The organism is Lentisalinibacter orientalis, from assembly GCF_040706535.1.
In the GTDB taxonomy this organism is placed as follows: domain Bacteria; phylum Pseudomonadota; class Gammaproteobacteria; order Steroidobacterales; family Woeseiaceae; genus Lentisalinibacter; species Lentisalinibacter orientalis.
Genome location: NZ_JAPDRJ010000001.1, coordinates 2,013,225 through 2,032,964, shown reverse-complemented (window position 1 = coordinate 2,032,964; position 19,740 = coordinate 2,013,225). Strand labels below are relative to the sequence as shown.

The 19,740-nt window shown below is 69.8% G+C and carries 18 protein-coding genes and 1 tRNA gene; 4 read left to right on the top strand and 15 right to left on the bottom strand.

The annotated features are described in order from the left end of the window. Positions 1-78 precede the first annotated feature (78 nt). Positions 79-168: transfer RNA gene (locus ACJMK0_RS08995), tRNA-Ser, on the bottom strand. A gap of 258 nt (positions 169-426) precedes the next feature. On the opposite strand from ACJMK0_RS08995, the gene mltF reads away from it, so the two are divergent. Continuing rightward, positions 427-1,884: a membrane-bound lytic murein transglycosylase MltF gene (mltF, locus tag ACJMK0_RS08990; RefSeq protein ID WP_405237535.1), complete on the top strand. Its 1,458-nt coding sequence runs from the start codon at positions 427-429 to the stop codon at positions 1,882-1,884. On the opposite strand, the gene tadA is transcribed toward mltF, so the two are convergent. Beyond that, positions 1,881-2,387 (bottom strand): tRNA adenosine(34) deaminase TadA, encoded by a 507-nt coding sequence (gene tadA / locus ACJMK0_RS08985; RefSeq protein ID WP_405237533.1) that lies wholly within the window; start codon positions 2,385-2,387, stop codon positions 1,881-1,883. The two genes, mltF and tadA, sit on opposite strands and share 4 nt — an antisense overlap. Before the next feature lie 75 nt (positions 2,388-2,462). Here tadA and ACJMK0_RS08980 point away from each other — a divergent pair, with 75 nt between their 5' ends. Continuing rightward, positions 2,463-3,635, top strand: a complete 1,173-nt coding sequence (locus tag ACJMK0_RS08980; protein ID WP_405237531.1) for an L-lactate dehydrogenase — start codon at positions 2,463-2,465, stop codon at positions 3,633-3,635. Between the two features lie 18 nt (positions 3,636-3,653). Here ACJMK0_RS08980 and guaA read toward each other — a convergent pair whose 3' ends face one another. Both guaA and guaB read right to left on the bottom strand, forming a co-directional pair. Beyond that, positions 3,654-5,228, bottom strand: a complete 1,575-nt coding sequence (gene guaA / locus ACJMK0_RS08975; protein ID WP_405237529.1) for a glutamine-hydrolyzing GMP synthase — start codon at positions 5,226-5,228, stop codon at positions 3,654-3,656. Between the two features lie 7 nt (positions 5,229-5,235). Then, the gene (guaB, locus tag ACJMK0_RS08970) at positions 5,236-6,696 is read right to left on the bottom strand and encodes an IMP dehydrogenase (RefSeq protein ID WP_405237527.1); all 1,461 of its coding nucleotides are present in this window, start codon (positions 6,694-6,696) and stop codon (positions 5,236-5,238) included. A gap of 124 nt (positions 6,697-6,820) precedes the next feature. On the opposite strand from guaB, the gene xseA reads away from it, so the two are divergent. Together xseA and ACJMK0_RS08960 are read left to right on the top strand one after the other, a co-directional pair. Next, positions 6,821-8,194 (top strand): exodeoxyribonuclease VII large subunit, encoded by a 1,374-nt coding sequence (gene xseA, locus ACJMK0_RS08965; RefSeq protein ID WP_405237525.1) that lies wholly within the window; start codon positions 6,821-6,823, stop codon positions 8,192-8,194. Next, on the top strand, positions 8,191-9,126 hold the full coding sequence (locus ACJMK0_RS08960) for a peptidoglycan DD-metalloendopeptidase family protein (RefSeq protein WP_405237523.1): 936 nt from the start codon (positions 8,191-8,193) through the stop codon (positions 9,124-9,126). The genes xseA and ACJMK0_RS08960 overlap by 4 nt, the downstream gene beginning before the upstream one ends. A 390-nt stretch (positions 9,127-9,516) precedes the next feature. Here ACJMK0_RS08960 and metX read toward each other — a convergent pair whose 3' ends face one another. The 11 genes from metX to iscA form a co-directional block, all read right to left on the bottom strand. Beyond that, positions 9,517-10,641: a homoserine O-acetyltransferase MetX gene (gene metX / locus ACJMK0_RS08955; RefSeq protein ID WP_405237521.1), complete on the bottom strand. Its 1,125-nt coding sequence runs from the start codon at positions 10,639-10,641 to the stop codon at positions 9,517-9,519. A 59-nt stretch (positions 10,642-10,700) separates the two neighbouring features. Beyond that, a complete protein-coding gene (locus tag ACJMK0_RS08950; RefSeq protein WP_405237519.1) occupies positions 10,701-11,252 on the bottom strand; it encodes a DUF937 domain-containing protein in 552 nt (183 codons plus the stop codon). A 43-nt stretch (positions 11,253-11,295) separates the two neighbouring features. Beyond that, complete coding sequence (gene der / locus ACJMK0_RS08945) at positions 11,296-12,681, bottom strand: ribosome biogenesis GTPase Der (RefSeq protein WP_405237517.1); 1,386 nt, start codon at positions 12,679-12,681, stop codon at positions 11,296-11,298. Between the two features lie 47 nt (positions 12,682-12,728). After that, positions 12,729-13,925: an outer membrane protein assembly factor BamB gene (bamB, locus tag ACJMK0_RS08940; RefSeq protein WP_405237516.1), complete on the bottom strand. Its 1,197-nt coding sequence runs from the start codon at positions 13,923-13,925 to the stop codon at positions 12,729-12,731. Then, positions 13,922-14,596 carry a YfgM family protein gene (locus ACJMK0_RS08935; RefSeq protein WP_405237514.1) on the bottom strand — a complete coding sequence of 225 codons (675 nt, stop codon included), beginning with the start codon at positions 14,594-14,596 and terminating at the stop codon, positions 13,922-13,924. Before ACJMK0_RS08935 ends, bamB begins: the two co-directional genes overlap by 4 nt. A gap of 48 nt (positions 14,597-14,644) precedes the next feature. Further along, positions 14,645-15,946: a histidine--tRNA ligase gene (gene hisS, locus ACJMK0_RS08930; protein WP_405237512.1), complete on the bottom strand. Its 1,302-nt coding sequence runs from the start codon at positions 15,944-15,946 to the stop codon at positions 14,645-14,647. A 25-nt stretch (positions 15,947-15,971) separates the two neighbouring features. Continuing rightward, on the bottom strand, positions 15,972-16,943 hold the full coding sequence (locus ACJMK0_RS08925) for a helix-turn-helix domain-containing protein (protein ID WP_405237510.1): 972 nt from the start codon (positions 16,941-16,943) through the stop codon (positions 15,972-15,974). Beyond that, positions 16,933-17,718: a type IV pilus biogenesis/stability protein PilW gene (pilW, locus tag ACJMK0_RS08920; RefSeq protein WP_405237508.1), complete on the bottom strand. Its 786-nt coding sequence runs from the start codon at positions 17,716-17,718 to the stop codon at positions 16,933-16,935. The genes ACJMK0_RS08925 and pilW overlap by 11 nt, the downstream gene beginning before the upstream one ends. Before the next feature lie 5 nt (positions 17,719-17,723). Next, positions 17,724-18,836: a 23S rRNA (adenine(2503)-C(2))-methyltransferase RlmN gene (gene rlmN / locus ACJMK0_RS08915; protein WP_405237506.1), complete on the bottom strand. Its 1,113-nt coding sequence runs from the start codon at positions 18,834-18,836 to the stop codon at positions 17,724-17,726. A gap of 21 nt (positions 18,837-18,857) precedes the next feature. Then, positions 18,858-19,289, bottom strand: a complete 432-nt coding sequence (gene ndk, locus ACJMK0_RS08910) for a nucleoside-diphosphate kinase (RefSeq protein WP_405237504.1) — start codon at positions 19,287-19,289, stop codon at positions 18,858-18,860. 123 nt (positions 19,290-19,412) lie between these two features. Continuing rightward, complete coding sequence (iscA, locus tag ACJMK0_RS08905) at positions 19,413-19,736, bottom strand: iron-sulfur cluster assembly protein IscA (protein WP_405237502.1); 324 nt, start codon at positions 19,734-19,736, stop codon at positions 19,413-19,415. Positions 19,737-19,740 lie beyond the last annotated feature (4 nt).

Here is a 19,740-nt window from a genome sequence, read left to right as displayed (position 1 = left end):
AGTGCGAATCTAGCCTATTTTTTTGGGGGAAAAGTGCAATTCCTTGGATCACTATGGAACTGCTTGGAATAGGGGGGATGGCGGAGGGGGTGGGATTCGAACCCACGGTACGCTTACGCGCACACCTGATTTCGAGTCAGGCCCGTTCGACCACTCCGGCACCCCTCCGTACTTGAAATGCGGATCAGCGGCCTAATCATATCAACAGGTTAGGTGCCGCACCGCCCCATTGCACGTTTTCGGGGCAGGCCGCGCCCGGTTGCCGCTTTGCCGGGAATGGGCTGCGGATCATGGTCACGTGTGAGACGGCTGTCAAGCCGCGGCCGCGTGTGGCGCCTATAATGGAGATACGGCCGGGGACACGGCGATGCGTCCGCCGCCGCCAAGAGCAAGCAGAAGATGGCGGTCGGGCGACGAAGGAGATTGATGATCATCAGAATCCTCATCTATCTGGCGATCGCGGCACTCCTCGGCACCTGCCAGGAACTCCCGCCCCAGCTCGAGCAGGTGAAGACACTCGGCGAGCTGCGCGTTGTCACCCGCAACAGCCCCACCGCGTACTACATCGGCGTCAACGGCCCCGTCGGGCCGGAGTACGACCTGGTGAAAGGCTTCGCCGACAGCCTCGGCGTGGAGCTGAAGATCACGGCGGTGGACAGCTTCGACCAGATCATCCCCACCATCGCCGCCGGCGAGGCGCACATGGCAGCCGCGGGGCTCTCGGTGACCGAGTCCCGCAAGGAACAGGTGCAGTTCAGCATCCCGTATCACGAGGTGACGCAGCATCTGATCTACCGCCTCGGCACCGGCAAACCCCGCAGCGTGGAAGAGCTGACCGACGGGCGCATCGCAGTGATGGCGGGCAGCAGCCACGTGGAGACGCTGGAGTCGCTGCAGCAGGAAGTCCCTGCGCTGAACTGGACCGAGGAGCGCAGCGCCGAGGTGGCCGATCTGCTCATGAGCGTCGCCGCCGACGAGATCGACTACACGGTGGCCGACTCCACGGATTTCAACATCATCCGCAACTACCACCCCGAGCTGCGCGTGGCGCTGGATCTCGAGATGGCCGACCCCATCGCCTGGGCGTTCCCGGCCGACGCCGACGACAGCCTGGTGGAAGCCGCCAACCGGTACCTGCGGCGCACGGAGCAGGGCGGCCGGCTCGCCCGCATCCTGGAGCGCTACTACGGCCACACGGACAAGTTCGACTACGTGGGCACCCGCGCCTTCATGCGCCACTACGAGCGGCGTCTGCCCCGCTACCGGGAGATGTTCGAGGAGGCGGCCGACGAGAACGCCATCGACTGGCGCCTGCTGGCCGCCATGGGCTACCAGGAATCCCACTGGCGGCCCGGCGCCGTGTCGCCCACCGGCGTGCGCGGCATCATGATGCTGACCGAAGCGACGGCGGACTATCTCGGCATCGAGGACCGGGTGGATCCGGAGTCGAGCATCTCCGGCGGGGCGCGTTTCCTCCGCCGGCTCAAGCAGCGGCTGCCGGATTCCATCAAGGAACCGGACCGCACCTGGATGTCGCTGGCCGCCTACAACGTGGGCTACGGCCATCTCATGGACGCCCGGCGCATCGTCGAGATCCAGGGCGGCAACCCGGACGCCTGGATCGACGTGAGCGAGACGCTGCCGCTGCTGGCCCAGCGCAAGTGGTATTCGCGGCTGATGTACGGCTACGCCCGGGGCTGGGAGCCGGTGCTGTACGTGGAGAACGTGCGCACCTACCTCGACATACTCCGCTGGCTCACCGAGCGCGAGCAGCGTGAGCAGGAGCGCAAGGGCGGTACCGTGCTCGCGCAGGAAGACGGCGAGGAAGCATCCGCCGGCGAGACCGGTAGCGACGAGGAGTCGCAGGCGGCGGCGGTCGATTAGCCGGCGGTCTCGGCTTCGCCGCTGGCCGTTCCCCGGCGGGCCCGGAAGAACGCCCGCAGCAGCTCACCGCACTCCTCCGCCAGCACGCCGCCCGTGACTTCCAGGTCGTGGTTGGCGCCGGGGCCGCGGCACAGATCCACCACCGTGCCGGCCACGCCGCTCTTGGGATCGGCGGCACCGAAAACCAGGCGCTCGACCCGCGCATGACGCATGGCGCCCGCGCACATGATGCACGGCTCCAGCGTCACATAGAGCGTGGTGCCGGTCAGCCGGTAGTTGCCCAGCCGATGCGCCGCCTCCCGCAAGGCGCCGATCTCCGCGTGGGCCGTGGGATCGCAGGAGCCGATGGGCGTGTTGCGTCCCCGGCCGACGATCTCGTCGTCCTTCACGATGACGGCGCCCACCGGCACCTCGCCGAGACGCTCGGCCTCCCGCGCCTCGGCGATGGCGAGGCGCATCATGGCCTCGTCCGTTCTCTCGATGCTGTCCGTCGTCTCGTCCATTGCCTTGTTGATGGTAGCGCTTTTGGCTAAGTTTGCCCTCTGCGTCCCGCCTTACATCCGCCACAGGAGACCAGCATGGGCACCCTGCGACTCGCGCCCGCCTCCACCGAGGACTACCGCCGCCTCGCCGAGCAGCGGCTCCCGCGCTTCCTGTTCGACTACATCGACGGCGGCGCCTACGACGAGGTGACACTCGCGAAGAATGTCGCCGACTTCCGGGCGCTGGGCGTGAAGCAGCGGGTGCTGCGGGACGTCTCCCGCATCGAGACCGGCATCGAACTGCTGGGCGAGCAGTGGACCATGCCGGTGGCGCTCGCGCCGGTGGGCCTCGCCGGCATGATGGCGCGCCGCGGTGAGGTGCAGGCGGTGCGCGCGGCCGACGCCCTCGGCGTCCCCTTCTGCCACTCCACCGTGGGCATCTGCTCCGTCGAGGAAGTGGCGGAGGCGGCACGGCGTCCCTTCTGGTTCCAGCTCTACATGATGCGCGACCGGGGCCACGTCAGGGAGCTCGTGCAGCGGGCCGGCGCCGCCGGTTGCCGGACGCTGGTATTCACCGTGGACCTGGCCGTGGTGGGCGCCCGCTACCGGGACGTGCGCAACGGGCTCAGCGGCGGCACCGGGCTGTGGGGCAAGTTGCGCGGCAAGCTCGGCGAGATCCTGCTGCATCCCCGCTGGGCCTGGGACGTGGGCGTGAACGGCAAACCGCACGTGTTCGGCAATCTGACCGAGTATGTGCCGAAGGCATCCACGCCGGACGACTTCCGCGAGTGGGTGGATTCCCAGTTCGACCCCGCCGTCACGTGGAAGGACATCGAGTGGCTGCGCTCCATCTGGGACGGGCGCATCGTGATCAAGGGCGTGCTGAGTCCGGAGGACGCGGTGGCGGCGGCGGAGGCCGGCGCCGATGCGGTGATCGTCTCCAACCACGGCGGCCGTCAGCTCGACGGCGTCTCCTCCACCATCAACATGCTGCCGCGGGTGGTCGAGGCCGCCGGCGACAGGACCGAGGTACTGGTGGACAGCGGCGTGCGAAACGGCCAGGACGTGGTGCGCGCGCTGGCCAGCGGCGCGAAGGCGGCGCTGATCGGCCGGCCCTGGATCTGGGCGGTGGCCGGCCGGGGCGAGGCGGGGCTGCGAGCGCTGCTGAAGACCTTCCAGGCCGAGATGAAGGTGTCGATGGCGCTCACGGCCTGCACTTCCATAGCCGACCTCACGCCGGAGATCCTCGAGCCGCGCGACGAAGACTAGCGGCGACCCCGGCTCGCCCTACTCCCACTCGATCGTCGCCGGCGGCTTGCCGGAGATGTCGTAGGTGACCCGGGAGATGCCGTCCACCTCGTTGATGATCCTGAGCGACACCCGTTCCAGGAACTCATACGGCAGGTGCGCCCAGCGGGCGGTCATGAAATCGATGGTCTCGACCGCACGCAGCGCTATCACCCAGTCGTAGCGCCGCCCGTCGCCCATGACGCCGACGGAGCGTACCGGCAGGAACACGGCGAAGGCCTGGCTGGTCCTGTCGTAGAGGTCGTGGGCGCGCAGCTCGGAGATGAATATCTCGTCCGCGCGCTGCAGGAGTGCGGCGTATTCCCGCTTCACCTCGCCCAGGATGCGCACGCCGAGGCCGGGGCCGGGGAAGGGGTGGCGGTAGACCATCTCCCGCGGCAGGCCGAGTTCCACGCCGATGCGCCGCACCTCGTCCTTGAACAGCTCACGCAGCGGCTCCACGAGCTTCAGGTTCATCTTCTCGGGCAGGCCGCCCACGTTGTGGTGGGACTTGATGACGTGGGCCTTGCCGGTCTTCGCGCCGGCGGATTCGATCACGTCCGGGTAGATCGTACCCTGGGCCAGCCAGTCGATGCCCGCGAGCTCGCGGGCCTGCTCGTCGAAGACGGCGATGAACTCGCGGCCGATGATCTTGCGCTTCTCCTCCGGATCCGCAACGCCTTCCAGCGCCGCGAAGAAGCGCTCGGCGGCATTCACGCGGATCACGTTCACGCCGAGGTGACGGCCGAACGTGTCCATGACCTGGTCGCCCTCGTTCAGGCGCAGCAGGCCGTGGTCGACGAATACGCAGACGAGCTGGTCGCCGATGGCCTCGTGCAGGAGCGCGGCCACCACCGAGGAGTCCACGCCGCCGGAGAGCCCCAGCAGCACCCGGCCGTCGCCCACCTGCTCGCGCACGGCGGCTATGGCGTCGGCGACGATGTTGCCCGGCGTCCAGTCGCCCGGGCAGCCGCAGATGTCGCGCACGAAGCGGAAGACGATCTGCTCGCCCTGCAGGGTATGGGTCACCTCCGGGTGGAACTGCAGGCCGTAGAAGTGGCGTTCGGGGTCTTCCATGGCGGCCAGCGGCGAGTTGTCGCTGGACGCCGCGGCAGCGAAGCCGGGCGGGAGCGCCTCGACCCGGTCGCCGTGGCTCATCCAGACCTTCAGCACCGCCGTGCCGTCGGCGGTGTGCTCGTCGGCGAGTCCTGCCAGCAGTTCCGACCGGCCGGGCCGGATCTCGGCGTAGCCGAACTCCCGCTGGGCCGAGGCCTCCACCCGGCCGCCCAGCTGGGCCGCCATGGCCTGCATGCCGTAGCAGATGCCGAGCACCGGCACACCGAGATCGAACAACGCCTCGTGCGCCCGCGGCGGGTCGTCCAGGTTCACGGACTCGGGGCCGCCGGAGAGGATGACGCCGCTGGCGCCGTAATCGCGGATCTCGCCCTCGTCCGTGTCCCAGGGGTGGATCTCGCAGTAGACGCCCGCCTCACGCACGCGCCGGGCGATCAGCTGGGTGTACTGGGAGCCGAAGTCGACGATCAGGATGCGGTGCGCATGGATGTCCCGTGACATCGGCGGCTCACTCGGTGCGGTAGTTCGGGGCTTCCTTCGTGATCGCGACGTCGTGGACGTGGCTCTCGCGCATGCCCGCGCCGGTGATGCGTACGAACTGGGGCTTGGTGCGCATCTCGTCGATGGAGCTGCAGCCGGTGTAGCCCATGGCCGCGCGCACGCCGCCCATCAGCTGGTGGACGATGGCGACGATGCTGCCCTTGTACGGCACCCGGCCCTCGATGCCTTCCGGCACCAGCTTCTCCAGTTCCTCGGTGGCGTCCTGGAAGTAGCGGTCCTTCGAGCCCTTCGCCATCGCCGCGATGGAGCCCATGCCCCGGTAGGACTTGTAGGAGCGGCCCTGGTAGAGCTCCACCTCGCCCGGCGACTCCTCGGTGCCGGCGAACAGCCCGCCGATCATCACGCAGTAGCCGCCGGCCACCAGCGCCTTGGCGATGTCGCCGGAATAGCGGATGCCGCCGTCGGCGATGAGCGGTACCCCGCTCGGCGCGAGCGCATTGGCCACTTCGGCCACGGCGGAGATCTGCGGCACGCCGACGCCCGCCACCACCCGCGTGGTGCAGATGGAGCCCGGGCCGATGCCCACCTTCACGGCGTCGGCGCCGGCTTCCACCAGCGCCAGCGCGGCCTCAGCCGTGACGACGTTACCGCCGATGACCTGGGTGTCCGGATAATGCTGCTTGATCCAGGAGACGCGGTCGAGCACGCCCCGGGAGAAGCCGTGCGAGGTGTCGACGACGATCACGTCCACGCCGCTCTTCACCAGCAGCTCCACGCGTTCCTCGGTGTCCGCGCCCGTGCCCACCGCGGCGCCGACGCGCAGCGCGCCGCGCTCGTCCTTGCAGGCCAGCGGGAAGTCGGTGGCTTTCTGGAAGTCCTTGGCGGTGATCATGCCGCGCAGGCGGAAGTCGTCGTCCACCACCAGCACCTTCTCGATGCGGTGCTTGTGCAGCAGGGACAGAACCTCCTCCTTGCCGGCACCCTCGCGCACGGTGACCAGCTTGTCCTTCGGCGTCATCACCGAGGAGACGGCGGCGTCCAGCTTCGTCTCGAAGCGCAGGTCCCGATTGGTGACGATGCCCACGGTCTCGTCGCCGTCCACCACCGGCACGCCGGAGATGTTCTTCGACCGGGTGAGCTCCATCACCTCACGGATGGTGAGATCCGGCGATACGGTGATGGGGTCGGAGATGACGCCGCTCTCGTATTTCTTGACCAGCACCACCTGGCGGGCCTGCTCCTCCGCCGTCATGTTCTTGTGGATGATGCCGATGCCGCCTTCCTGGGCGATGGTGATCGCGAGGCGTCCCTCGGTGACCGTGTCCATGGCCGCCGAGGTCAGCGGAATGTTTATCGGGATCTCCCGGGTCAGCCGGGTGGCCAGGCTGACCTGCCTCGGCAGCACCTCGGAATAATCCGGCTGCAGGAGGACGTCGTCGAAAGTGAGCGCTTCCTTCGCTATGCGCATGGGGTTCTGCCTGGCGGGTGGGGTTAAACCGACTATTGTATTCCTCGGCGCTCGGCCGGTAAACCGGATGCCCGGCCACGCCCGGGCTTTCACCGGTGCCCTATACTGTCGCGCCATGGAACCCGTGGATGCCCCTCTCCCCGGCGCCGGCCGGGAACGCCCGCTCACCGTCTCCGAGCTCAACCGGGACGTGCGAACGCTGCTGGAGACCGAGCTGCCCCGCCTGTGGGTGGAGGGCGAGATCTCCAATCTGGCCCGGCCGGCCTCCGGACACGTCTATTTCAGCCTGAAGGACGACGGCGCGCAGATCCGCTGCGCCTTCTTCCGCCAGCGTCAGCGCGGCCTGGCTTTCCGCCCGGAGAACGGACAACAGGTGCTGGTGCGCGGCCGGGTGAGCCTGTACGAGCCCCGGGGCGACTACCAGATGATCGTCGAGCAGATGGAAGAAGCCGGCGAGGGAGAGCTTCGACGGCGCTTCGACGCGCTGAAGAAGAAGCTCACCGCGGAGGGGCTGTTCGACGAGGCGCTGAAGCGGCCCATACCGCGCCTGCCGCGGCGGATCGGCATCGTCACCTCGCCCACCGGCGCGGCCGTCCGCGACATCCTGCACGTGCTGGCGCGGCGCTTCCCGGCGGTGCCGGTCATCGTCTATCCCACCGCCGTGCAGGGCGACGCCGCAGCGGCGGAGATCGTGGCCGCGCTGGAGACGGCGGGGCGGCGCGCCGAGTGCGACGTGCTCATCCTCGCCCGGGGCGGCGGCTCGCTGGAGGACCTGTGGTCGTTCAACGAGGAGGCGGTGGCCCGCGCGGTGCGCGCCAGCCCCGTGCCGGTGGTCGCGGGCGTGGGCCACGAGATCGACTTCACCATCGCGGACTTCGCCGCGGACCTGCGCGCGCCCACGCCTTCGGGCGCGGCGGAACTGGTGGTGCCGGACTGGCGTGAATGGTCCGCGCGGCTGGAGCAGGCCGGCCGGCGGCTCGCCACGGGCCTCGACCGCAGGCTGGAAGACCGCGGCCAGACCCTGGACCGTCTGGCGCGCCGCCTGACGCTGGCGAGCCCGGCGCGCCGGCTTCGCCACCAGCAGGAACGCCTGGACTCGCTGTCGCGTCGCATGACCTCCGCCCGCAGCGCGCTGCTGACCGCGGCGGGGCACCGTCTCGAGCGCCTGGAGGCGCGCCTTCTCGCCGCCTCACCGGGGGGCCGGCTGAAGGAACTGCACGGCCGCTGGACCCTCGCGGACCGAGCGCTGCGCCGGACCATGCCCGAGCGCCTGCAGGCCCTGCGAACCCGTCTTGCCGGCGACGCCCGGGCGCTGAACACCGTCAGTCCGCTCGCCACCCTGGAACGCGGCTACGCCATCGTCACGGCCGAGCCGGACGGTACCGTCCTGCGAGACGCCGCCGGAGTCGAGCCCGGCACGCGGATCCGTGCCCGCCTCGCCCGCGGCGCGCTCGCCGCCACCGTGCAATCCGCCGAGGTCCCGGAGGACGAGGAATGAGACTGCAGAGGATTCGACACGCGATCACGGGCCCGCGGGCCGTCGTTATCGTGACCGCGATCGTGACCGCGATCGTGACCCCGCTCGTGACCGCACTCGTGACCGGCCTGGCTGCCGCCGTGCCCCAGGCCGCGCAGGCCGCGCAGGCCGACGGCACGGCCCTGCCCCACGCGCCCCGGCCGGGCGGTATCGCGGCCGTGACCCTGCCGGACACGGCCTCTCCTCCCGCCCGGGCCTTCCTCGGCGAGCACCGGGTCATGCTGCGCCGGCAGGACGGGCGTTGGGTGGCGGTGGCCGGCATCCCGCTGGACCGGGAGCCGGGCACGGCGACCCTGTCGGTCGAGACGGCGGACGGCGAACGCACCGAGGTGCCTTTCGAGATCGGCGAGGCGGACTACGCCACACAGCACCTGACGGTGCCGAACCGCCGCCACGTGACGCCCGATCCGGCGGACCTCGAGCGCATCGGCCGCGAACGCGGGATCATCGACGCGGCCCTCGGCCGCTTCAGCGAGACACGAGTGCCGGAACTCGGCTTCGAGGCCCCGGTGCCGGGCCGGCGCAGCTCCAGCTTCGGCCTGCGCCGCTTCTTCAACGACCAGCCCCGCTCGCCCCACAAGGGCATGGACATCGCGGCACCCACGGGCACGCCGATCGAGAACCCGCTCCCCGGCCGGGTGGTCGCCACCGGCGACTATTTCTTCAACGGCAACACGGTCATCGTCGATCACGGCCAGGGCCTCGTCACCCTCTACTGCCACCTCGAGCGCATCGACGTCGCGGAAGGGCAGGACCTGGACGCAGGCGCACGGCTCGGCACCGTCGGCGCGACCGGCCGGGTGACCGGCCCGCACCTGCACTGGGGCGTGTACCTGAACGCCACCGCGGTAGACCCGGCCCTGTTCCTCCCGCCCACCGCCAACGGCACGTAGGAGGGCCTTCAGGCCCGACCCGGCCCTGCCAGATCCCCGTTCTTTTATGGCCGCCCTGCGGGGGTATCCATCTTGCTCCCGACAAAAGGTCGCGGCGATGGATACCCCCGCATGACGGCCGTGCTCGCGGTGACGTCAAGGAAGCGCCAGTCAGGAGCGCTTGCTGACTCGTGCCATTCCTTTCGGTTACGGGCCCGTCAGCGGCTGGGGTGGACTGATGGGGTCGTCCGGGCCGACTGGAGCCAATGGACAATGTTAGGAGCGGCTTCAGCCGCGATTGATCGGGCCTAAAGGCCCTCCCACATGAGCGTCCCCAGCAGTCCACCCCAGTCGATGACGGGCCTACGCCAGCAGAAAGCCGGGTCGGGCCTGAAGGCCCTCCTACGGGGGTTAGCTGCAGGTCTCGAAGAAGCGGCAGATCACCGGCCGGAAGGAATCCATGTCCACCAGGAACGAGTCGTGGCCCTGCAGGGAATGCAGCCGCACGAATTCCACGTCCCGGCCCGGCTTGCGCAGGCCGTCGGCCAGCTCTTCCTGCTGGCGGATGGGGAACAGGAAGTCGGTCTCCACGCCGATCACCATCGCCCGCTCGATGTCGATGCGCGAGAACGCGACCTGGCGGGAGCCGCCGTGGTCGCCCAGGTCGAACAGGTCGCTGGCCCGGGAGAGGTACAGATAGCAGTTGGCGTCGAACTGGCCGGTGAACTTGCGGGCGTGGTTCTCCAGGTACGACTCCACGGAGAAGTCGATGCAGAAGGGGTCGCCGGACAGATGCTCCTCCGACACCCGCTCGCGGCCGAAGCGCTGCTCCCACTCCTTCGCCGAGCGGTAGGTGATCATGCCGAGCTTGCGGGCGAGTTGCATGCCGGTGATCGGGCCCCTGCCCAGTTCGTAGTTGCCCTCGTTCCAGTCCGGGTCCTTGCGGATCATTTCCCGCTGCAACGAGCGCAGGGCGATGGAGAACGGCAACGCTCGGTCGCAGGACGAGATGGAGACCATGTGGCGCGCCCTGCCCGGGTACTGGAGGCAGTAGGCGAGCGCCGTCATGCCCCCCATGCTGCACCCGATCACCGTGTGCAGCCGCTCGATGCCGAGGTGCTCGACCACGGCATGGCCGCCGCGGGCGACGTCCTCCAGGCTCAGCACCGGGAAGTTCAGCCGGTAGGGCTCGCCGGTGGTCGGGTCGACGGAGGCCGCACCGGTGGAGCCGTAGCAGCTGCCCAGCGAGTTCACGCAGACGACGAAGTAGCGCTCGGTGTCCACCGGCCGGTCCGGCCCGACCATCTCTTCCCACCAGCCCGGCGCGGGGTCCTCACGGGAAGACGTCGCATGAGCCGAGGGCGACAAACCGGTGAAGATCAGCACCGCGTTGTCGCGGGCGGCATTCAGCCTGCCCCAGGTCTCGTAGGCGATCTGCGGGTCCACCAGCACGCCGCCACGGCGCATGGGGAACTCGCCCTCGATGCAGTGGATCTTCCTGGCGCTCGGCCTCGGTTCCTGTTTCGGTGCGTCCATCAGGCCTACATTGTGCGGGGTGACGGCAGCGCTTGCTACCGTGCGTCCCCGCGGCGGCGTCAGCGCAGGAACTTCTTCGCCATGCCGAAGAGGTCGTCGGTCACCGAACCGTCGCGGTCGCCGTCCAGCATGCCGGACAGCAGCCCGCCGAGTCCGCCGGCACCGCCGCCCTGCTCTTCCCGCAGAGCGCTGCCTTCGGCGCTTTCCTTGCTCAGCGAGCCCATCGCCATCGCAGCGACCAGCGGCAGCATCTGCTTCAGCTTGCCGACGTCGATGCCAGTCTCCTGCGCGGCCTCCGCCGCCACCCGCCGGCTCACGTCCTTGCTGCCGAGCAGATGGCCGAGGATGCCTTTCCCGTCGCGCACGGTCTCTTCGCTGGCGAGCCGGGCGGGGTCCTCGATATAGCGGCGATGGGAGCCGTTCTGCAGGGCCGCCAGCAGGGCTTCCGCGCCACCCGGCGCCGCCGCGTTCTTCTTCAGGCCCGCGGTCAGTGCGGGCAGCAGTTTCGCCACCGCCGCGCCGGCCTCCGCGTCGTCCAGGCCGAATTGCGCGGCCAGCTGCTTCACGGCGCCGCCGTTACGCGCCTCGAGTATGTCCTGCAGTATCTTCATGGCGGAGTCCTTCTTCCGGTTGGTGTCGTTCCCTTCAGTCAGGTCAGCGCTTGACATGCTTGATCAGGCGCTTGCGGTGCCGCTGCTGTCGCGGCGTGAGTTTGTTGCGGCGGCCCTTGTACGGGTTGTCGCCGGTGCGCAGACTGAGCCGTATGGGGGTCCCGTCCAGGCCGAAGGTCTGGCGGAAGTGGTTGATCAGGTAGCGCTTGTAGCTGCCCGGCAGCCGCTCGGTCTGGTTGCCGTGGATGACGATCACGGGCGGATTGCGCCCTCCCTGGTGGGCGAAACGCAGCCGGACACGCCGGCCCCTGACCAGCGGCGGCGGATGGGCCTCCACCGCGGATTGCAGCGCCCGGGTGAGATCCGGTGTCGGCAGGTCGCGCCAGGCCGCGGCGTAGACGGCATCGACGCTCGCCATGAGGTCGCCCACGCCGGTGCCGTGCAGCGCCGAGATGAAGTAACGTGGCGCGAAATCCATGAAGGGCAGCCGCCGGTCGAGTTCGTCGCGGATCTGGCGACGCCGGTCGCCGGCGAGACCGTCCCACTTGTTGATGGCGACGATAATGGCACGCCCGCGCTCCACCGCCAGCCCCATGAGGGAGACGTCCTGCTCGGTGATGCCCTCGCGGGCGTCCACCACGGCAATGACCACGGCCGCCTCTTCCATGGCCTGCAGTGCCTTGACGATGCTGAATTTCTCGATGGACTCGTGCACGCGGGCGCGGCGCCGCACACCCGCGGTGTCGATGAGCGTGTAGTCTCTGCCGCCGCGGCTGAAGGGCACGCGCACACTGTCACGGGTGGTGCCCGGCTGGTCGAAGGTAACCAGGCGCTCCTCGCCCAGCAGCCGGTTGATCAGCGTGGACTTGCCCACGTTTGGCCGGCCGATCACCGCGACGGCGACGCTGTCGCCCGGCGCCTCGGCCGGCCCCATCTCGGGCTCGAAGCCGGCCAGGATGGCATCCATCATGGCCGACACCCGGTCGCCGTGGGCCGCCGAGATCACGACGGGATCGCCGAGCCCCAGCGCATGGAACTCGCTCGCCGCCAGGTCGCTGGCGAGCCCCTCGCCCTTGTTCACGGCGATGGTCACCGGCACGTCGCGACGGCGCACCAGGTCCGCCACGTGCTCGTCGGCGGCGGTGAGGCCCTCGCGGGCATCCACCAGGAAGACGACCCGGTCCGCCTCTTCCAGCGCCTTCAGGGTCTGCTGCTCCATGAGCTCGTCGATGCCCTCGCGGGCACCGGCCAGGCCGCCGGTGTCGATGACGATGTAGGGCACGGGGCCGAGTTTGCCGAAGCCGTACTGGCGGTCCCGGGTGAGTCCCGGGAAGTCGGCCACCAGCGCGTCACGGGACTTGGTCAGCCGGTTGAACAGCGTGGATTTGCCGACGTTGGGGCGTCCGACGAGTGCGATGACGGGCAGCATGATGTGATACCGGCGTCCCTGGCGTTACCCGGGCCGGCGGCAGCCTCTTACTCCCCGCCGCCGTCCGGCAGCGCGAAGCCGACCAGGCGGCCGCTCTCCGTCTGGGCGTAGATGCGGCCGTTCTGGACGTAGAGATCGCCGCTGATGCGGGAGTTGTCCACCCGCTCGCGGGCCTGCATCTCGCCGGAGCGCGCGTCCAGCCAGTGGAGATAGCCCTCGAAATCCCCCACCACGACCGAGCCGGTCATGGCCGCCGGCGTGGACAGCCCGCGGCGCAGCAGCGCGTCCTGGCGCCAGTACTCGGTGCCGTTGGCGCGCGACAGGGCCACCACCTCGCTCTCGTCGGTCACCAGGTAGACGCTGGTGAAGTCCACGCCGAGGCCGGAGTAGCTCGACAGCTCGCGTGACCACAGGGCGGAGCCGGACTCGAGTGCCAGCGCCGCCACCCGGCCCTGGTAGCCGGCCACGTAGATGTCCTGACCGATGGCCGCGACCGCGCCGTCGATGTCCACCAGCCGATCCAGATCGGTGCTGCCCTGGGGCGGCGTGATGGTCTGCTCCCACAGCACCTCGCCGTCCAGCAGGGAGGCCGCCAGCAGGCGGCCGTTGTCGAACCCGCAGACGACGGCGTCGGCCACCAGCACCGGCGCGGAGGTGCCGCGCAGGGTCAGCGGGGGCACGCTCTGCTCGAGCTGCCAGAGCTGACTGCCGTCGTCCCCGGCCAGCGCGAGCAGCCGCCCGTCGGCGGTGCGCAGGACGACCCGGTTGCCGCCCACGGCCGGGCGGGCGAGTACCTCGCCGGCGATGCGCACGCGCCAGAGCTCCCGGCCGTCGCCGGCCGCCAGAGCGATGACGTCGCCGTCGCTGCCGGCGACCACCACCCGTCCGTCGCCGACGCCGGGCCCGGCGGAGAGCTGGACCTCGAGCCGGGTCTCCCACAGCCGATCCGAGCTCTCGCCCTCGAAGGCGTGCACCCGGCCGTCGCGGCTGGCGGCGAAGACCCGCGTGCCGTCGCCGGCCGGCGCGAGCGCCAGCCGCAGATCTTCTGCGCCGCCGCCGAGACCGGTGGAGAGCACCCGGCGCACGTCCAGCGTGGAACGGAAATCCACCAGTTCCGCGGGCGGTGCGACGGCCTCGTCGCCGCCGCCGAATATGCCGCAGCCGCCGAGCAGCAGAGCGGCCGCTATCGTCGATACGCGTGTCGCCAGGCGTCCGTCCGAATGGGGCGCGGGCGCAGCCCTCACGGTGCGCCTCCCTCCGGCGTCCCGGTACCGGCCTCGGCCACCGCGGGCGCACCCAGCTCGTCCAGCTTCATCTGCACGAGCCGCATGTCGATCAGCGGCGGGTCACCCGGCTCGGCGATCGCCGCCGTCCAGGACTCCCGAGCCTCCCCGGTCCGCCCGAGCGCAAACTGCGCGTCTCCGCGGAGTTCGAGGAAGCGGGGCCGGAACGCCCCTGCATCCGGGACGTCGAGCACAGCGAGCGCCTCCTCCGGCTTGTCCTGGTAGAGCAGCACGCGCGCAAGGCGGTGGCGGGCGATCAGGCTGACGGGCGGCTCGCCGTCCTGCACGAGGGCACGCAGCTCGGCGGCGGCCTGTTCGGTCTCCCCCTGGTCCATGTAGAACTTGGCCATGGCGAGGTGCGCCTGCAGCGCGTAGGGCGTGGAGGCATACTGCTCGGCGAGCGTGGCCGCATGGGCCTTCGCGTCGTACTCGCTGCCGTTCTCCACCGCGGCGACCAGCTTCTCGAACACCGAGGAGGCGGACTCCGCCTCCTCGGCCTCGTGAGCCTGCCACTGATTCCAGCCGACCAGGCCGCCCACGCCGAGCACGATGCCGGCGATGATGAATTTGCCGTTCTCCTGCCACCAGTTACGGATGGCTTCGACGGTTTCCTTCTCGGATAGATCGTTCAATGTCTCTGACCCTTTCTCGTTGAGTGCCGGCCGCGGGGGGCCGACATTCTAAACCTTCTGACCTTGCCGCGTCCCGCCGCCGTCCAGCCGCCGGGCTAGCACCGCCGCCAGCTCGTCGAAAGCGACGCTCTGCTGAGCTTCGTCCGTCCGCAACGGCTTCAGGCCCGCCTCGCCGGCGGCGATCTCGTTCTCGCCCAGGACGACGGCGTAGCGCGCTCCGCTGCGGTCGGCACGCTTCAGCTGCGACTTGAAGCTGCCGCCGCCCGCATTGACCTCGACCGCCTGCCCCGGCAGGCCGTCGCGCAGGCGCTCGGCCAGCGCGAAGGCCGTGGCCGCGGCCGTGTCGCCCACGGCCACCACGTAGACGGCCGGCGCGCCGTCGGGTTCCGCGCCGCCTTCCTCCTCGAACAACGCCACCAGGCGCTCCATGCCGAGCGCCCAGCCGATGGCCGGCGTGGGAGCGCCGCCCAGGTGCTCCACCAGGCCGTCGTAACGGCCGCCGGAGCACACGGCGCCCTGGGCGCCGAGGGCATCGGTCACCCACTCGAAGACGGTGCGCGTGTAGTAGTCCAGGCCGCGCACCAGCCGGGGGTTCACCGTGTAGTCGACGCCGGCGGCCGAGAGGATGCGCTGCAGCTCCGCGAAATGCGCCGCGGATTCCTCGTCCAGATGCTCGGTGATGTCCGGCGCGCCGGCCACGACGTCCTGCATGTCCGCGTTCTTGCTGTCCAGGATGCGCATCGGGTTGGTATCCAGGCGGCGGATGCTGTCCTCGTCCAGCCGGTCACGGTGCGCCCGGAAGTACTCCACCAGCACCTCCCGATAATGCTGCCGCGAGGCCGGCGTGCCCAGCGAGTTGATCTCCAGCCGGATCCGGCGGATGCCGAGCCGCCGCCAGAGCCGCGCTGACATCAGGATCATCTCGGCGTCGATGTCCGGCCCTGGATAGCCCAGCGCTTCCACGTCGATCTGGTGGAACTGCCGGTAGCGCCCTTTCTGCGGACGCTCGTAGCGGAACATGGGCCCCGCGGTCCACAGGCGGTGGCGCTGGTTGTGCAGCAGGCCGTTGCTGATGGCCGCGCGCACGACGCCCGCGGTGGCCTCCGGGCGCAGGGTGAGGCTGTCGCCGTTGCGGTCCTCGAAGGTGTACATCTCCTTCTCGACGATGTCCGTGACCTCGCCGATGGAGCGGCGGAACAGCTCGGTGTACTCGAGCAGCGGCAGACGCATCTGCCGGTAGCCGTAGGACTCCAGCACGTCGCGCACCGTGTCTTCCAGGTGCTGCCAGCGGCCGGTATCCGGCGGCAGCACGTCGTTCATGCCCCGGATCGGGCGTACCTTCGCGCTCATGGGTTCCTTCCGGGGGCCGGGCCGCTCACGAGCCCGGCACCGTGATGCGTGCCGTGCGGCCGCGCCGGTCCGCCGGGCCGATGGGATAGGGTTCGCCGTCCACCTCGATACTCGCCGCATCCGCGTTGCCGAGGACGAGGGATACCGGCGGGACCGCGCTGAAGCGGCGCACCTGGCCGCCCCGGGCGATGCCGGCGTAGAGCCGCTCGCCGTCGCCGTCGGTCACCTGCAGCCAGCATTCGTCGGTGAAGCTCAGGGTCAGGGCCAGTGCCGCGGGGGCGGACTGCGGCGGCTCCGGATCCGCACCGGCGGTGTCGGCAGCGCGGGCCGCAAGCGTCGGTTCGGCCGCCGCGGGCGCCGTACCGGCGGCGCCGTCGTCGGCCGCCTCGTCGACCGTCTCGGTCGTGGCGGCGGCCGGCGGGGGTGCGGTTCCCGCCATCGTGGCGGGGGTGCCGGCGGGCGCGTCTTCCCTGCGGGCGGGCAGCAAGGGCTCGCCTGCACCGCCGCTGGCTACCTCCGGCACCGGCTTCAGCACGGCCCCGCTGAAGGCCCACCAGCCGAGCAGACCCAGAAGAACGGCCAGCAGCACGAGCAGCACCGCCTGCAGGGACGGCACGTAACGGGGACGCGCGCGCGGCGACTTGATGACCACCGGCGGCGGTCCGGCGGCATCGCTGAGTTCCTCGAAGCCGGCCAGCACCTCGCCCTCGGCGACGCCGACCAGGCCCGCGTAGCGGCGCAGATAGCCCTTGGTGAAGACCGGGGCGCTGAAGACCTCGAAGCGATTGGACTCGAGGGCGCGCAGCTTGTCCGCGTCCAGGTGCAGTTCCCGGGCGATCTCGTCGAGGGAGATGTTGCGGGCCTGCCGGGCCGCCTTCAGCCGCGCGCCGGCCTTCGGTCCGCGGGCAGCAGGCGTCTCGGTGCCGCCGTCGACCTCCTCTTCCTCGCGCGACTCCTGCTGACCCGTCTCGTCCTGGCTCATGTCGTCACGAGTCATCGGACTCCTCGTTCAGCCGGAGCGTCTCCCCCGAAGCCGGGAATTTCTCCCGCAGGACCGCGGCATGCCGGGCCGCCGCGTCGCGATCGCCGAGCGCGCGCTCGGCCTGCACGCCGATCCACAGGATCTCCGGCGCGGCCGGATGCTGGGCCAGATAGCGCTGCACGAACGCCCGGGCGCGCAGGAAATTGCCCCGGTCGACGCTCAGCGCCGCCATCTGCAGCAGGGCCTCGCTGTAAGCCGGGTTGCGCTGCAGGGCGCGGCGGAAGTACTGCTCCGCCTGCACGTAGTCCGGCTTCTGCAGCAGGCAGACGCCGGCATTGGTGAGTGCCGCCTCCGGCGTGCCGTAGCGGGTGTTCGATGCGGCGCGGGCGAAATAGTCCATGGCCTCGTCGTAACGCTGGCGCTTGCACAGAAACACGGCGTAGGTGTTCTGCACGCTGGCGTCGTTCGGCGCGAGCCGCACCGCTCTCCGGTACTGGTCGTCGGCCAGCTCGGTGTCGCCCTGGCGGTCGTAGACCAGCGCCAGCGTGGAGCGCGCCACTGCGAGGTCCGGATCCTGGGAGACGGCCCGCTCGAGGCGCTCGCGGGCGAGTTCCAGGTTACCCTGGCGGATGTACTCGGCGCCCAGCTCGTAGTTGATGCGCGCCGCCTCTTCGGGCGATCCCTCGGAGCGGGGCTTGCCGGTATCGGTCGTGACGCAGCCGGCAAGCGCGAACGCCGCCGCGAGCAGCAAAGTCTTCGGCAGGGTCTTCCGCAACGCCAGTAAGCTCATCGGCTTCATCCTCCGGACAGCGCCCGTCGCACGGGCTTCTCGCTCAGCCGGATACGCACCCGGTCGGTGACCTGGCCGGCCAGCTGGCCGCAGGCGGCGTCGATGTCGTCACCGCGGGTACGGCGCACCGTGGCCACGATGCCGCGGCCGCGCAGACGGTCGCGGAACTCGTCGATGACCCGGGCCGGCGAGCGGCGGAACTCGATGCCCGGGAAGGGATTGAAGGGGATCAGGTTCACCTTCGCGGGCCGGCCGCGCAGGAGCTTCGCCAGCCGGTCCGCGTGGGCCGGCGAGTCGTTCACGCCGTCCAGCATCACGTACTCGAAGGTGATGTGCCGATTGCTGCGGGCCGCTGCGTAGTCCCAGCAGGCGTCCAGCAGCTCGGCGATGGGATGCATCTTGTTGATGGGAACGAGGCGGTTTCTCAACTCGTCGTCCGGCGCATGCAGCGACACGGCGAGCGAGACGTTGCACTCTTCCCCGAGCCGGCGCATCTGCGGCACCAGGCCGGAGGTGCTCACGGTGACGCGGCGGCGGGACAGCCCGTAGGCATAGTCGTCGATCAGCAACCGCAGCGCGGTGACCACGCTGCGGTAATTGGCCAGCGGCTCGCCCATGCCCATGAAGACGACGTTGGTCACGGCCGGGTCGCCGTTCGGCCGCGGTTCGAGTTCCCGCTGCGCCAGCCAGACCTGGCCGATGATCTCTGCCGCGGTCAGATTACGGTTGAAGCCCTGCTTCGCCGTGGCGCAGAAGGCGCAGTCCAGCGCGCAGCCCACCTGCGAGGAGATGCACAGCGTGCCCCGGTCCGGCTCGGGTATGAAGACGGTCTCCACTGCCTGCCCGCCGCCGGCCGCCGTCAGCCATTTCACGGTGCCGTCCGCGGACTGGTGCCGGGAGATGACCCGCGGCAGCGAGACCGAGGCGGTGAGCCCCAGCGCCGAGCGCAGGGACTTCGCCAGATCGGTCATCTCGCCGAAGTCGGTGATGCCCCGGCGATGCAGCCACTGCAGGAGCTGGCGGGCGCGGAACGGCTTCTCGCCGAGACCGGCGAAGAAGCCCTCCAGCTCGTCCCGGGACAGCCCGAGCAGTTCCTGTCTTTCCACGGGGGTGGTCATGATCCGGCCCTCGGGCGGCGATCAGCCGCGGGTACGCTCGCAGACGCCGTCCGGGAAGAAGAAGGCGATCTCCTGGGCGGCCGTCTCCGCCGCATCGGAACCGTGCACCACGTTTTCCTCGATGCTCTTCGCGAAATCGGCGCGGATGGTACCCTCGTCGGCCTCCGCGGGGTTGGTGGCACCCATGAGCTCGCGGTTGAGCGCGATGGCATTCTCACCCTCCAGCGCCTGCACCATCACCGGCCCGGAGGTCATGTACGAGACCAGGTCCGGGAAGAAGGGGCGCTCCTTGTGGACGGCGTAGAAGCCCTCGGCCTGCTCCTTCGTCAGGTGCAGCATGCGCGCCGCGACGATGCGCAAGCCCGCGTTCTCGAACCGGCGGTAGATCTCTCCGATGATGTTCTTCTCGACGCCATCGGGCTTGATGATGGAGAGCGTGCGCTCACGAGCCATGGTCTTTCCTTCGTTGTCTGGTCAGAGGGTAGTTGTCGGGAGTACGAAAAACTCCCGGCCCGCGTGCGGGTCGGGAGCATAAGCTATTAATTTTACTCGGCTTAGCCGGACTCGGCAACGCTTTCAGACGTTGAAGCTCTCGCCGCAGCCGCATTCGCCCTTCACGTTCGGATTGCGGAACTTGAACGCCTCGTTCAGCCCCTGCTTGACGAAGTCCACTTCCGTGCCGTCGATGTAGGAGAGGCTGTCGCCGTCCACGACGATCCTGACGCCGTGATCCTCGAACACGTGGTCGCCGTCCGCGATCTCGTCGGCGTAGTCGATGACGTAGGCGAACCCGGAACAGCCCGTCTTCTTCACCCCCAGGCGCAGGCCCAGCCCCTTGCCGCGGGTGCCGATGTGGTTTCTTACCCTGTCCGCTGCGGATTGTGTCAGTGAGATGGCCATATCC